The sequence below is a fragment of the Vibrio sp. VGrn 2 genome (assembly GCF_009361695.1).
In the GTDB taxonomy this organism is placed as follows: domain Bacteria; phylum Pseudomonadota; class Gammaproteobacteria; order Enterobacterales; family Vibrionaceae; genus Vibrio; species Vibrio diabolicus.
On record NZ_RBWD01000001.1, the window covers coordinates 667,510 to 680,996 of the forward strand.

Below are 13,487 nucleotides of genomic sequence, written 5' to 3' on the forward strand. Positions count from 1 at the left end.
TCAATAAGGAAAGGTATTGTGGATTTCCACATATTTAGAGGATGTGAAGAGCTGCTAAATGGCAGCTCTTCAGGTTTGGTTGTCTACTAAGCTTTGCGGATTTTGGCTGGTAATGATTGACGAGCCGCGGCCCCTACCACCCAGTCTAACAACACGCCTTTCCCTTCTCGGGTTGGGTCAATTAATCCGATGTCGTTAATGTTGACACCATCTTGGCTGCGAGTTTTTACGGGTTGCTGTTTATCGCCGATCCAGTGCGAGCGTTGTCCTAGCTCGGTATGACCAAACCCATGTTCAAATCCTAGTGTGCCAGGGCGAATCCCGCTGACTATCATCGCAAGTGCTTTGGTGCTTGCAGATGGAGTCTCGATAACAAACTCATCACCCGTTTTAATGCCTGCGCGTTCGGCATCGATTGGATGGATGTACACTGGGTTTACGCCTTTTATCGAGTTCAACCTTGGCGATAGGTTGGATACCGCACTGTGAATGTTGGATTTAAAGTTAGTCAGGCTGAAAGGCCATTCTGAGCTTGGGAACTGGTCTTCCATTGGTGTGCCGTCGGCCATTTTTTGTGGATGCCATGTTGGGCAACCGGTGTAGAAATCACCGGTCATGGTGTTTCTTGCGCTGCCGACACGTTCATTCCATATCGCAACTGGTCGTGTCCATTTGTGCTTCATTTGCTCACCTTGATACGCTTCGGTTGCATTTTCAAAGCGTCCACCGCGAGCAAAAATAAACGCCACACGTTTCATCTCATCCGCTGTCAGCGTCTTCTGCATGGCTGGCATTAAACGCTCTAGGCCGGACCACGCAATGTCTTCTGCCGAAACTTCAGGCACGCCGCCTTTCACATACGCCAAGTTTGCCGCGGAACGTAAGTAGAAATCTTCAGCGCTGTGGAGAGCGTGCCAATTCCCTTGCGCATCTTGAATCGCGTTGTCACCAAAGCCGCCTAGTTGCATTTTCTTAGCGACATCAATCAGAAAGTTCTCTAAGCAAATCGAGCGGCCGTCGGCGGTTTTCTGTGTTCTCGCTTCCACAATCGGCCAACGAGCGGTGACGGTTTTCACTGGAACATCGTGCCAAGGCGTTGCCATGCCCCAGCTTTCGTAAGTCACGGTGTCTGGCACAATGTAATCCGACAACGCGGTGGTTTCGTTAATGAATGCATCAACAGACACAATCAAACCGAGCTGCTTTGGATCTTTAAGCTTGTCTTCCAGTAGTGTTTTCAAACCGGGTACACCATACATCGGGTTCGCCATGTGGTTGATCCACGCTTTAACGCGATATGGATAACCATCAATAGCCGCAGATAGGTGTTCTGTCAGCAGTGGCGCGGCAAACGGATACCAAGGTGCGCGAGTTGGGTAAGGGGATTTTCCTGCCTCAACGCGACGTTTGTATTCGCTGGTTTTGTGGTATGGGAATTTACTGCGCGATAAAAAGACGCCTTTCGGGCCGACTTTGCCAGCAAACTTGGTGAAGTCGTAACGAGGACCCGCAGCGGAAGTTGGGTAGCCACCCGCTTTGGCCATCGCGCCGCCTTTCATGTTGATGTTACCAATCAACGCATTGAGCATCATGATGGTAAACGAGTTATAGAACCCATTGGTGTGCATGTTGCCGCCGTGGGTATCGACCACCGCTTTGGTTCCGTGACTGGTGAAGCGTTTTGCTAGTTCAACAATTTGTTCGACAGGGATTTCACATTGTTGGCTGTAGAACTCAAGGCTGTATTTAAACGCCTCTTCTTTGAGTCTTTGTAGAGACGACTTTACGCGCACTTTGCCTGATGCAAGCGAAACCGTTTTATCGACAAACAGTGTCGCTTCCTCAGCTTGGGTATGAACACCAAATTCGCCGCTTTGATCATCCACGATGACGTACGGGTCGGAGTCAGACAACGCTTCGCCCTCGAATGGCAGATTCAGATCCGACGCGCGTAAAAACGTGCCGTTTCTCGGGTGCTGCTCATCGCTTATCACGAGATGCGTAGCATTACACCAGTGCGCGGTGCCAGCTCGTTTCATTGCGTTCGCCCCCGGTTGGGCTAAGAAGGTTTTGTTGTAGCGTTGGTTTTCGATGATCCACTGGATCATGCCAAGCACGAGGGCAGAGTCGGTGCCTGGTTTGATTGGTACCCAGCGGTTGTTGTCACCGGCCGCCAAGCTCGATGACCCCGCAGGCAAACTTGGCGTGATGATGGTGTATTCCAAGCTACCTTCTGTTCGCGCATTGGCGAGTTGACGCGCCTGACGCTTAAAAGGGTTGCCAGCTTGAGCAGGCGACATACCAATAAAGATGATGTATTCGGCATTATCGAAGTCTGGTTTTAAATGGGCAAATTTATCCAAATCATTCATAAATGCACCGCTGCCAGCACGAAATGCGTAGCCGCAGTAAGAGCCATGATGCCCAAAGTTACGCGTACCATAGCTATTGAACGCGAAGCGTTTGAAAATGTCGTCTCGGCCTTCGTTACCAGCGTTGGTCATTAACAATTGGTTGGCTTTCGGTCCATATTCTGGGTTTTCAGGATCAACGGGCGTTGTTAAATCGCGAATGTCGCGTAAGCCATCAACATGGCCTTCACCAAATAAATCACCACCTTCAACGACTTCTTCTATCAATTGCTCGTAGCTGATGGGAACCCATTTTCCTTCGCCGCGTTTGCCAACTCGTTTCAGCGGCTGAGTAATGCGGTACGGGCTGTTGCGAATTTCTAGCATCCCGTTTCCTCTTGCACAGGCGGTGGAACGGCCGTCAAGGCCCGCTTCTCCTGCCAAACTCAAATAAGCATCTTTGACTGGCGTTTCGAAAGGAATGTGTTGCTGATGAGACAGCGGGTGATATGGGTTGCCACTGATACGCAAGATCTCGTCGTTGCGGTTATCAATGCGTACACGCAACCCGCACAGTGACCAACAACCAAAGCACATGGATGGCGCAACGCGCTGATTTGGATTCGGGATCAGGTTGCCTTTGTTGTTGACCGTGTATTCTGGTTCAAGCGAGTTACCGTGGTGAATATCACGCGTTTTTTCTCCTGCGGTGCCTTCGAGCGCACCTTCGACCATATGTTTGGTGGTGGTGGCGTAACCCGCAGCGAATGCGCCAAGCCCACCCACTGCAATGCCTGATTTCAAAAACTGACGGCGTTTGTTATCCATAATGAAATCCTCTTTGATTAGCGTTCAGTTAAGGTGAGTGATGATGCTTTTGCTTCTATATTTCGTTTTGGTTGAACCAGCTCTGATCCGAGCAATGCCAGTGCAAGCCATAATCCGAGCATGCCGATAATGCCTATCCAGCCATTTCCATCCATAGTGAGTTGGTATGGATACAGCCCTGCATCGAACTTGGCGATGGTTTGTACTTCCATGATGGTAAACCAGCGAATCAGCCACGCACTTGCCAACGTGATCAACGACAGACAAAACGTGCCCATGACACGATGCATACGAGACGTTGTTGACGATTTGGCGTTTCTCATCGTCATAAGCGCGAAGATGATGCTGCCTAAAATAACCAAAGTGAGCAGAGCTATATTTTGTATCCATTGCGCGCTGGAATAGAGCGAAAATGCGGAATTGTTGGATGCCCAAATGGGTAGCAGTATCAGCGTTAATACACCGCTGGTAACCACCGATTTTTTTAGTAAATTAGTATCGCCAGATGTTAGCGTCTTTGACTGACTAGGCAGCAAGAGCCAAATCAGCAGAGAGAAGCCAACCGCGCCCATAAAAGCAGTAACAAACCAAAGAATCGGTGATGCTGGTTGGTGCCATAACGAGCGTGATTTAACGACCGCAATTTCAGCGCCTGTATAGACTGCAATGGTGATGCCTGATAGCACAGTGATGGCAGACACCATAAGCATGGCTCTACGAGAGAGCACCCATTCACCCAGTGACAGCTTTGAAATTAGAGGCAGTACTTTCCCTGGCTGATCACGTAATTTGATCAGATCCTGGCGGAGATACAGCCATGCGGTTATTGCCGCTAAACCTGAGAAAACAGGCAAGAAAAGCGACCCTAAAGACATCCATGACCACGGCGTGATGTGCGCGTAAAAATGCCAAGCGCGTCCCGGTTGGTGTAAATCACCAGTTAACGCTAATGGCCCCACGATGGCGCCGATGGCCAGCGTCAGCACAAGCGCAGCGCGCAGTCTGTGGCTGGTGTGTTTTTCAAATAATAGGGCGATTAGGAATAAAATAGCGGCAGCATAAGCCGAACCGATGTAGAAGAAATACTGCACCGCCCACGGTAGCCAAGCCATCGCTTGAGGTTGGACTAACACTTCGGTGATGTTCATGCGTGCTCTCCTTGTGGGTCATAAATAGCTGGCTGCCCGTCGATATGGCTGGTGAAGCGTTCATCCATGCCGATGTAAAACACGTGTGGCTTGGTCTCTTCATTGGGTTTTAGCACTTTGATGTCGTCTTGGTGCTTCGCAATTAAGCGGCGGACTTCACTTGATGGATCATTCAAATCACCAATTACACGTGCACCGCCAACACAGGTTTCCACGCAGGCAGGCAATAGACCTTGTTCTAGACGGTGAGCACAGAAGGTACATTTATCTGCGGTGAGGGTGTCCTCATTGATAAAACGCGCATCGTAAGGGCAGGCTTGTACGCAATACGCGCAGGCGACACAGCGACTGTTATCCACCATGACGATGCCATCTTCGCGCTGAAAGGTCGCTTGAACCGGACACACAGCCACGCAGGGTGGGTTTTCGCAGTGGTTACAAAGGCGAGGCAGCATAAAGGCTTTCGCTTCTCGTGTGGTTGTAGAGCCATCATCCAGCGTGACTTCGTACTGCTTTACTGTGGTTCGGAACTGACCGATAGGTGCTTGGTTTTCAATGCTGCAACCCACGGTGCAAGCCTGGCATCCGACGCACTTTCGTAAATCCACCACCATGGCATAACGTTTCCCCACTTGTCCTTTTCGATCGGCGGACTGGTTATTGCGAATAATGTTTCCCGCGGTTGCCGTGCCAATACCCGCGACTGGAATTAACGCGGCTCCAGCTGTGACCGCGCTGAGAAAGCGACGTTTGGTGGAATCCATAACTCACCTGCTTTTTTGTTGTATTTGAATTGACTGATTCCATTGTGAGAAATGCACCGCGAGGCTTATATTGTGGATTTCCACATACCCAGATCAAACTTGATCTAAAACAAATGTGGTTTAGGGAAGGTAGCTGTTATTCTTGCTTCATTATTTTCGAAGGAACGATTCGACTCATCATGAAAAAAGCACTGTGGCTTCAGCTTTGGATTGTTTGCTTGGTTGCCTTTGCATCTTTAGCTCAGGGCGCTGTTTCTGAACAAGCAGATCTGCAAGAGCAAAAGGCAGTGCAGCCAGAGGCCAAGCAGAAAGTCGAAGTGGGCGTGTTAGCGATACGCGGTCATCTTTATGCTGAGCAGAGATGGCAACCGACCATTGATTGGCTCAATCAGCAAATTTCCGATGTGCATTTTGTTCTTCATCCCCTTAACTTGGATGAAATGGGCCAAGCGGTGAAGTTTCAGACGATGGATTTCATCTTAACTAACCCCGGTCAAGCCGTGCGATTGGGCAGGCAATACGCGCTATCGTGGATGGTAACGCTAACCAGCCGAGTGCCGCAAAATTCGAACTACGGCATTGGTTCGGTGCTGGTGGTTCGAGCCAATTCAAGCCATCAAACATTGCAAGATGTCTCAGGGCTTCCCGTTGCGGCAGTATCAGAAAAAGCCTTTGGTGGTTATCTAACGATGCGCTATCAAATCTTGGAAATGGGTCTTAATCCGAACGATTTCTTTGCTGATGTCCGTTACCTTGGCTTTCCTATTGACGCCAACCTGTATCAATTGCGTGATGGCAATGTGGAAGCCGCTGTCGTCCCTGCTTGTTTATTGGAACAGATGCAAAATGAAGGTCTGTTACAGCAAGGTGATTTTCGAGTCCTAAATCAACAGCTAAATGAACATTCTTCGTGCGCTGTTTCTACGCCGTTATATCCAAACTGGTCATTTGCTAAAACAGAGCGTGGCTCAGCTCAGCTCGCCAAACAGATTGCGCAAGTCTTGCTTGCTATGCCGCCAGATCACCCTGCGATTATTGCGGCAGGCGCGTCAGGTTGGACGTCACCCGTCAGCTTGCTGAGCATCGACAAACTTTATCAGGCGCTAGACCTCCATCCGTTGCAACAACCTTGGTGGAGTGAGGCGCTGCGCTGGCTGCGTAGTCATCAAGAATGGGCATGGGCGCTGTTCATGTTTGTGATTGTGTTGAACGCGTACCACTTTTGGCTTGAGTATCGATTTAGTAAGAGTAAGCAAGCGTTGGAGCAGACATCGTTACGATTAAAAGAGAAAAGTGAACAGTTAGAACATTCACAAAGGGTCGCGATTGTCGGAGAAATCGGCACTAGTCTTGCTCATGAACTCAATCAGCCATTGGCAGCTATTCGCAATTATAGTGAAGGCGGTTTACTTCGCTTGGCCAAAAAGCGCCCTCATGAAGATATTGTCCCAGTGCTTGAGAAAATACAGGGGCAAGTTGAACGAGCCGATGCAATTATTCAGCGCTTAAGAACGTTGATCCGCAAGCGTAGTGTCGACAAAGCGCCGTGCGACCTTCAACTACTCATTGATGACACGATTGAGTTGCTCCATTTTCGAATGCAGAAGCAAAATATTTCGATTGTGACCAGTATAGAAGGGAACGTCCGTCCGGTACTTGTCGACGCTGTGGGCGTTCAACAGGTTTTAGTTAATGTGATCAGTAACGCGATTGATGCGTGTACTTTGTTCCAAGAGAAATATCACTCGTCAGGTTATCAAGGTAAAATTACCCTGCATAGTGACTACCAAGTCAATCAACTTTCCATTCGAGTATTGGACAACGGCACAGGGTTGCAGAAAGAGAATCCGACTCAAGCGTTTGTGAGTAGCAAAGAAGAGGGGCTCGGGCTGGGGTTAGCCATTTGTCGTGATGTAATGGAAATGCATGGTGGCGAGTTTCTCATCAGCTCGACAGCGCCACATGGCTGTTTGGTTGAGCTCGTGTTTCCATATCAAAACTAATCTGAACTAGGCATAGGAGCATTCAATGAGCAGCGGTGAAAAGCAGCTACCTGTTTTTGTAGTCGATGATGATGAATCGGTGCGTGACTCGCTCGCTTTTATGTTGGAAGAACATGACTTCAACGTCACCACTTTTGCTGATGGGCAGTCTTTCCTCGATGAGGTGGACGTTCAGCAAGCGGGGTGTATCATTCTTGATAGTCGAATGCCAAATCTTCGTGGTCAGCAAGTCCATCAAATTTTAAATCAAGCCAACAGTCCCTTGGCCGTTATTTACCTGACGGGGCATGGTGATGTCCCGATGGCGGTCGATGCATTACAAGCTGGCGCGGTCAATTTTTTCCAAAAGCCAGTCAAAGGCGATGAGTTGGCACAAGCCATTTTGCAGGGACAAGCGCAGTCGGCTGCAAACCTTGATATGGCGGCGGCAAAATCGGCGTATGAATCGCTCACTCCCAGAGAAAAAGACATTTTACGTTTGATCATTGCAGGCAAGCGCAACATTCGAATTGCTGACGAACTTTGCATTGCAATGCGCACGGTTGAAGTACACCGCGCTAACCTATTGAAAAAGTTCTCAGCGAAAACCGTCGCAGAGTTGGCATATATTTATGGCAAGCTAGATTAGAGCTTAGTGAGTGAAGCTTCTTAATGTTATTTGTGGATACAACTTGAGCTTTATGACGACTCGCGTATTATCTTCTTCGTTCCTACTTTATCTGAATTCTTATGAGTTTATTGACTAAACGACATCACACACCACATAAACGGGTGAAATGGCTACTAGCGATTATTGGCTGGGTGGTTGTCGTGTGTCTGATGCAAAATTCAGGTTTTGCATCGTCATGCTCTATGAAGTACGAGACGGTATCGCCTGCTGTTTCACTTACTGATGAGGGTTCGAGCGTCAAGTCGATTGATGCTAAAGAAACTAGCAAATGCGAATTGTCTGAAAAGTTAATTCAATTTTCTCAACATCAGATCGATGCATTTATTGTTGTTCTGTTTGTCGGTCTTTTGGCGTCGGCTATTTGGATGTGCTGCGCTTATATTCGCGCACAATATTGGACGGAGCCGATAGGTCGTAAGTATCGAGTCCATCTGACTTTCTGTGTATTCCAAGAATAAAAACGTGTTTTCTGACCAATAACGTCAGCGATTTAACACATTTTGTTTTTATTATTAGGAATTACTATGAATCAAACTACCAAACTGACTCAACTCGCGTCCATATTCTTTATGGCGTTGGTGTTGGGTTTGTTCTCTCTTAATCTCTCGGCGCAAACTACCGACACGGGATGGATGACCAATCCACAGCATCCGCCTGTGCAAACGCGTTTTGTTTTGACTGGTCAGCAAGATCCGCAAGCCAAAACACTTACAGGTTATTTGGATGTCAAGTTAACCGGAGACTGGAAAACTTATTGGCGATCGCCGGGCGAGGGTGGTGTCGCGCCATCGATAGATTGGCAAAACTCGCAAAACCTGAGCAAGGTTGATTGGCAATGGCCATATCCGCAAAAGTTCGAGTTATTGGGCATTGAGACTCTCGGTTACAAAGGTGACACTTTGTTCCCAATGACGCTGCATATCGACAATATGTCGAAACCCGTCACGATTGATGCAGTGCTCACGCTCTCTTCCTGCACCACCATCTGTGTGTTGACGGACTATCAAATTCAACTGACCTTCCTGCCTTCTGAGCTGCAAATCGACGAGCAGGTGATGTTCAGTTACGCCCAAGCGGTGAGCAATGTGCCCCAGCCATCGCCGTTTATTGATGTCACTCAAGCAAGTTGGGATGCAAACCAATCGAAGTTGCAAATCAAGCTCACGAACACTCAAGGTTGGAACCAACCACAAGTGTTGGTGGACGGTGTCGATGAGGCAACGCGAGACTATAGCTTCAAGCTTGAAGGTATACATCAAGAGGGAAATACCGTTACCGCGAGCTATTTGGTGGATACTTGGTTAGGCGATGTGGAGTTAAGTGATCAGTCGCTGTTTGTGACCATCAAAGACGCCAACTTGTTGGCAGAAGAAACCACTCAAGCAATAGCTGAGGCGATAGTAGACCCACTGCCGAGCACGTCTTTAGTGAGTATTTTTCTGTTCGCGTTGCTAGGTGGTTTGATTCTCAACATCATGCCTTGCGTTCTTCCGGTTTTGGGGATGAAGCTCAGTAGTATTGTTGCCGCTCAAGGTATCGAGCGTCGTCAAATCCGCGCTCAGTTTGTTGCGTCTTCACTTGGCATCTTAACGTCGTTTTGGATTCTCGCTGGCTTTATTTTGGCGCTCAAACTGACAGGTAGTGCCATTGGCTGGGGCGTTCAGTTCCAAAGCCCTTGGTTTTTAGGATTGATGGTTCTGGTAACAGGTTTGTTTGGCGCCAACATGCTAGGACTGTTTCAAATCCGTCTTTCGTCTGGCACCAGTACATGGCTCGCGTCGAAAGGCGACAACTCGTTAGCTGGACACTATGTGCAAGGGATGTTTGCAACCTTGCTTGCTACGCCGTGTTCTGCGCCTTTCCTAGGAACAGCCGTGGCGTTTGCTTTGGGTGCGGATGTAGTTACGCTGTTTGCAATTTTCACCGCCTTAGCGTTGGGGATGGCGTTGCCTTGGATTATGGTGGCAATTTTCCCAAGCATTGCGCTTAAATTGCCGAAGCCGGGTCAGTGGATGAACGTGGTCAAAAACGTATTTGGTGTGATGATGTTGGCCACCAGCGTTTGGCTACTGTCTTTGATGGCCAATCACTTACCAGTGTTTTGGGTCATTCTCGTCGGTTTAGTCGCGTTTATTGTTCTGATGATTCGCGTTAAACGCGTTCATGGCGATAAAGCACTCGTGGTATCCGGTTCTGCATCGCTTATCTTAATTGCTGGCGGGCTGCTACTTGGCAGTGTCACCGCAAATCAATGGGCGACACCGCTTCCTGAGGACTTAGCGTGGCAGAAGCTTTCTAATTCAGCGATTGAAGAGCACGTCAATAATGGGCGAGTGGTGTTTGTTGATGTGACTGCGGATTGGTGTGTCACGTGTAAAGCGAACAAGATCGGCGTTTTATGGCAAGACCCGGTTTATTCTTTGCTTCAAAGTCCTAATGTGGCGACGTTAAAAGGGGATTGGACACATCCGGACGGCTCGGTAACGGACTTTTTACGAGCTCATGGGCGTTACGGTGTGCCGTTTAACATCGTCTATGGCCCGGCGGCGCCACAAGGTATCCCGTTACCTGTGATTCTGACTGATGATGTTGTTTTAAGCGCGGTGAAACAAGCGAGTGGGGGAACCATTCAATGAGTTCGACAAAGCAGCGTAGAACATTCCGATATTGGCTCATTCAAATCGTACAGATGGTGCTCATTGTCACCGTCATTTCCATCGTGATGGATTGGTATCGCACTAAAGATATTCCTAAACAGGAGGCACCACCATTGAGCTCCGTATTGAGCGATGGTGAATATTTCGATGCAATCGCGCAAAGTCATGAACAACCTGTCGTTGTTTACTTTTGGGCGACTTGGTGTCCCGCTTGTAAATTTGTAAGTCCAAGCGTGAGCTGGCTGAGTGATGACTATGCCGTAGTTGGCGTTTCTGGCTCATCGGGACCGAATGAGCGCGTGGCGCAGTTTATGCAGGCAAAAGAATATCGTTTTGAAAACATAAACGATCCTTCAAGCGATATTATGCGTGAATGGAAAATTAGCGTGACTCCAACCATTTATATTTTAAGAAATGGTGAAGTGACCTCTATTACGACAGGCATCACAACGCCGATAGGAATATTGGCGAGAATTTGGTTGGCTCGATAACGAAATAAAAATCCGATATTCAAAATACTGAATATCGGATTTTTTCTTTTTATTTTCTCGCTCCAACGGGAATCATAATGTGTGCGTATGGAGTGCCTTTCCACATCACGTATGGGCCACCATAACTTGGATCGGTTGGTAGAGAGTCGAGCAACGCTTGGTCTGGCGTAATAATCATCAAGTGTGGTCCTTCCACAATCCATTGATTATCGTCCGTCATCCCTTCTGCAAATGGGTCGGTGTTACTGGCACCGCCATCACCCGCTAACATGTAAGAAATACCTAATGCTTTGGCTTGGAAAGGTTTTTTGTTCATCCAAGCGTCTGCCCACTCCATCCAAGGACCATCCATACACATTGGCGCTGTGCCTTCCAATTGAGGAGGCGTTGGGAAGCAAGTGTATTGGCTAGAACCTTCTTGCAGAACATTATTGTTCCAGTCCATCACTGTTACTTTATCGCGAATAGTCGGTGGTGCAGCACTCAGTGCATCTTCTAAAAGTGCTTTTGAATCATCGGCTGCGAATGCGCCAAAAGCGCAGCTGACCGAAACAACAGCAGTTAAATAAGGAGTTAGTTTCATAAATTAAACCTCAAGTTAATACAACATGAGAATTTGAGCACTTTAATTATAGAGTGATATTAACAATAAGAATCATTATTTAAATGAAAAATAATAAGCGATAGGTTTGTTATGTTAATTTAAATATTGTTTTTATATACAGCGAATAGAATGATGGAAATAAGATTAGTTGAATAATCTAAGACAGATTATCAGGACATATTTTCTCTTTATGCACTTAAAAATCCCATCGGAATCACAGGCCAATACTTTTCAAAATTTCATCTATTTCTACTGGTTAGCGCTGAATAACCAGTCGGTTACGTTTCATAAAAAATTAGCTATTTAATAAGTGCTTAGGTGCATATTACGTGTTACATTCGAGCATCGTTATGGTTATCAAGGAGGAAACGATGAACGTAGCAAAAATGTATGATGATGTGTCGGAGCGCTATCAAAAGTTGGTGGATGACAGCCATTACGTCGGCCCACGTTGGATTTCTGGGAAGTTAAAAACCTTTCCCATCGAGCAAGGCTCGGCACTCGACCTAGCCTGTGCGACAGGCAGTATCGGTCATGTCGTAAAAAATCACTATCCAGATCTCACCATCCATGGCTTAGACATCTCGTCCAAAATGGTTGATAAAGCGCGCCAAACTAACCTCTATCAAAGCGTCGCGGTGCATAACCTCGATGAGCCATTTTCCCCTTTGTTTGAGCAAACCTTCGACCTTATCACCGCACTTGGTTTTACTGAGTTTCTAGCAGAGCCTCAACAACTGCTGGAGTGCATTTCGCGTAAGCTAAGTGCGAATGGACGATGTTTTATCAGCTTTCAATACCACGATCCGGATGGACAAGATTTGCCTCGAAATACTTATAGTGGATCGGTCGTGCATACGGCATATACCGAAAGTGAAGTTGAACAACTCTGTCAGCAGGCGGGGTTGGAAGTGGTTTCCTTAGAAAATGTGATTGGTTACGTATCTGGTGTTGGTTATGTGTGTCGATACTTGATGCTAGAGCTGAAAAAGTCACACCGCTGAAATAAGTAACAAACAAGGACTGTTTTTGAAAACACAAGATTTAACCGAGTTCGGGTCGGGCATTGAATACGATGCCCAATACGAGCAGCATTACCATTACGACATTGCTTTCATCACAAGGTTAATCGAAGAAACCAATGCTCGAAGTGTACTGGATGTCTGTTGTGGTTCCGGCATTGTCACGATTCCAGTCTCTGAGCAACTCAACGAAGCCATTGGCATTGATATTTCTGAAGGGATGCTCAAACACGCAAAGGACAAAGCCAAAAGTAGGAGTAACTTACGTTTTCTTCATCTCGACGCAACCCAGTTTTCGTTAGGTAAGAAGTTTGACCTAGCCATAATGACAGGGAATGCATTCCAAGCCTTTTTAAGTGACGACATGCTGGCAGGCGCACTGAGCTCAATATCAAAGCACCTAGAAAAAGGTGGGCGATTTGTCTTCGCTATTGAAGAACTCACTTCTCAAACTCCTATTGGTTGTCTGGTGCTGATACCTGAGCAAGACAGCAGCGAAATCCATTTTGGTATTTCTGCTCGCTATCAGGGAAAAGGCTATGCAACCCAAGCCTGCAAACTTGGCGTTGTTTACCTGCAAAGCTTGGGTATAACGCGCATTCGCACTGCCCGCATATTGGCAACCACGCGAGTATTCGTGTGTTGGAGAAATGTGGCTTTATCAGCCAAGGCATTTTAAAAGCGCATGCGGTTTTTCCTGCTTTAGGACGTGAGGCGCAAGACTGTATGGATATGCGATTGGAGGATATAGAGTAGCGTCATTTTGCACATTGTTCAGAATGAAATGGGTGGCGGTTGAAACGAGCGGTTACAGAGCTTGTTAGTCGCCATCGTAGACTGCGTCTTTGCTGAGTGATTCGTCGAGATTTTTTAATCTTTGATTGTCAGAGGCGACTGACAAAACCATACCAACTGTGACAACCAAACCGCTATTAAAGCAGGATATTAT

Annotated in this window: 11 protein-coding genes; 7 read left to right on the top strand and 4 right to left on the bottom strand. The window is 47.4% G+C overall.

The genetic code is table 11. The features are described from left to right. Nucleotides 1-86: 86 nt before the first annotated feature. The 3 genes from D8S93_RS03205 to dsrO are packed head-to-tail and all read right to left on the bottom strand — an operon-like array spanning nucleotide 87 to nucleotide 5,091. Complete coding sequence (locus tag D8S93_RS03205; protein ID WP_152811928.1) at nucleotides 87-3,179, bottom strand: tetrathionate reductase subunit A; 3,093 nt, start codon at nucleotides 3,177-3,179, stop codon at nucleotides 87-89. Between the two features lie 17 nt (nucleotides 3,180-3,196). Beyond that, the gene (gene nrfD, locus D8S93_RS03210; protein WP_152811929.1) at nucleotides 3,197-4,327 is read right to left on the bottom strand and encodes an NrfD/PsrC family molybdoenzyme membrane anchor subunit; all 1,131 of its coding nucleotides are present in this window, start codon (nucleotides 4,325-4,327) and stop codon (nucleotides 3,197-3,199) included. After that, the gene (gene dsrO / locus D8S93_RS03215) at nucleotides 4,324-5,091 is read right to left on the bottom strand and encodes a sulfate reduction electron transfer complex DsrMKJOP subunit DsrO (RefSeq protein WP_006742661.1); all 768 of its coding nucleotides are present in this window, start codon (nucleotides 5,089-5,091) and stop codon (nucleotides 4,324-4,326) included. The genes nrfD and dsrO overlap by 4 nt, the downstream gene beginning before the upstream one ends. 179 nt (nucleotides 5,092-5,270) lie before the next feature. Between dsrO and D8S93_RS03220 the strand changes: the two genes are divergently transcribed. The 5 genes from D8S93_RS03220 (at nucleotide 5,271) to D8S93_RS03240 (ending at nucleotide 10,912) form a co-directional block, all read left to right on the top strand. Then, nucleotides 5,271-7,094: a sensor histidine kinase gene (locus D8S93_RS03220; protein WP_152811931.1), complete on the top strand. Its 1,824-nt coding sequence runs from the start codon at nucleotides 5,271-5,273 to the stop codon at nucleotides 7,092-7,094. Nucleotides 7,095-7,119: 25 nt separating this feature from the next. After that, nucleotides 7,120-7,722, top strand: coding sequence for a response regulator transcription factor (locus tag D8S93_RS03225; RefSeq protein WP_005397090.1), 603 nt, complete (start codon nucleotides 7,120-7,122; stop codon nucleotides 7,720-7,722). A gap of 101 nt (nucleotides 7,723-7,823) precedes the next feature. Next, nucleotides 7,824-8,222 carry a hypothetical protein gene (locus D8S93_RS03230; protein WP_031780603.1) on the top strand — a complete coding sequence of 133 codons (399 nt, stop codon included), beginning with the start codon at nucleotides 7,824-7,826 and terminating at the stop codon, nucleotides 8,220-8,222. Between the two features lie 66 nt (nucleotides 8,223-8,288). Further along, complete coding sequence (locus D8S93_RS03235) at nucleotides 8,289-10,400, top strand: protein-disulfide reductase DsbD family protein (RefSeq protein ID WP_152811933.1); 2,112 nt, start codon at nucleotides 8,289-8,291, stop codon at nucleotides 10,398-10,400. Continuing rightward, on the top strand, nucleotides 10,397-10,912 hold the full coding sequence (locus tag D8S93_RS03240) for a protein disulfide oxidoreductase (protein WP_152811936.1): 516 nt from the start codon (nucleotides 10,397-10,399) through the stop codon (nucleotides 10,910-10,912). Before D8S93_RS03235 ends, D8S93_RS03240 begins: the two co-directional genes overlap by 4 nt. A 49-nt stretch (nucleotides 10,913-10,961) precedes the next feature. On the opposite strand, the gene D8S93_RS03245 is transcribed toward D8S93_RS03240, so the two are convergent. Then, nucleotides 10,962-11,495, bottom strand: coding sequence for a hypothetical protein (locus D8S93_RS03245; protein ID WP_012841605.1), 534 nt, complete (start codon nucleotides 11,493-11,495; stop codon nucleotides 10,962-10,964). A 392-nt stretch (nucleotides 11,496-11,887) separates the two neighbouring features. Here D8S93_RS03245 and D8S93_RS03250 point away from each other — a divergent pair, with 392 nt between their 5' ends. Continuing rightward, a complete protein-coding gene (locus D8S93_RS03250) occupies nucleotides 11,888-12,520 on the top strand; it encodes a class I SAM-dependent DNA methyltransferase (RefSeq protein WP_025499952.1) in 633 nt (210 codons plus the stop codon). A 25-nt stretch (nucleotides 12,521-12,545) separates the two neighbouring features. Beyond that, on the top strand, nucleotides 12,546-13,217 hold the full coding sequence (locus D8S93_RS24990; protein WP_227483954.1) for a class I SAM-dependent methyltransferase: 672 nt from the start codon (nucleotides 12,546-12,548) through the stop codon (nucleotides 13,215-13,217). Nucleotides 13,218-13,487 lie beyond the last annotated feature (270 nt).

Excerpts from the sequence above, each read along its gene's own strand:
- D8S93_RS03225 (WP_005397090.1), top strand. The coding sequence starts at position 7,120 with ATGAGCAGCGGTGAAAAGCAGCTACCTGTTTTTGTAGTCGATGATGAT.
- D8S93_RS03205 (WP_152811928.1), bottom strand. The coding sequence starts at position 3,179 with ATGGATAACAAACGCCGTCAGTTTTTGAAATCAGGCATTGCAGTGGGT.
- D8S93_RS03230 (WP_031780603.1), top strand. The coding sequence starts at position 7,824 with ATGAGTTTATTGACTAAACGACATCACACACCACATAAACGGGTGAAA.
- D8S93_RS03240 (WP_152811936.1), top strand. The coding sequence starts at position 10,397 with ATGAGTTCGACAAAGCAGCGTAGAACATTCCGATATTGGCTCATTCAA.
- D8S93_RS03235 (WP_152811933.1), top strand. The coding sequence starts at position 8,289 with ATGAATCAAACTACCAAACTGACTCAACTCGCGTCCATATTCTTTATG.
- D8S93_RS03220 (WP_152811931.1), top strand. The coding sequence starts at position 5,271 with ATGAAAAAAGCACTGTGGCTTCAGCTTTGGATTGTTTGCTTGGTTGCC.
- D8S93_RS03245 (WP_012841605.1), bottom strand. The coding sequence starts at position 11,495 with ATGAAACTAACTCCTTATTTAACTGCTGTTGTTTCGGTCAGCTGCGCT.
- D8S93_RS03250 (WP_025499952.1), top strand. The coding sequence starts at position 11,888 with ATGAACGTAGCAAAAATGTATGATGATGTGTCGGAGCGCTATCAAAAG.
- nrfD (WP_152811929.1), bottom strand. The coding sequence starts at position 4,327 with ATGAACATCACCGAAGTGTTAGTCCAACCTCAAGCGATGGCTTGGCTA.
- dsrO (WP_006742661.1), bottom strand. The coding sequence starts at position 5,091 with ATGGATTCCACCAAACGTCGCTTTCTCAGCGCGGTCACAGCTGGAGCC.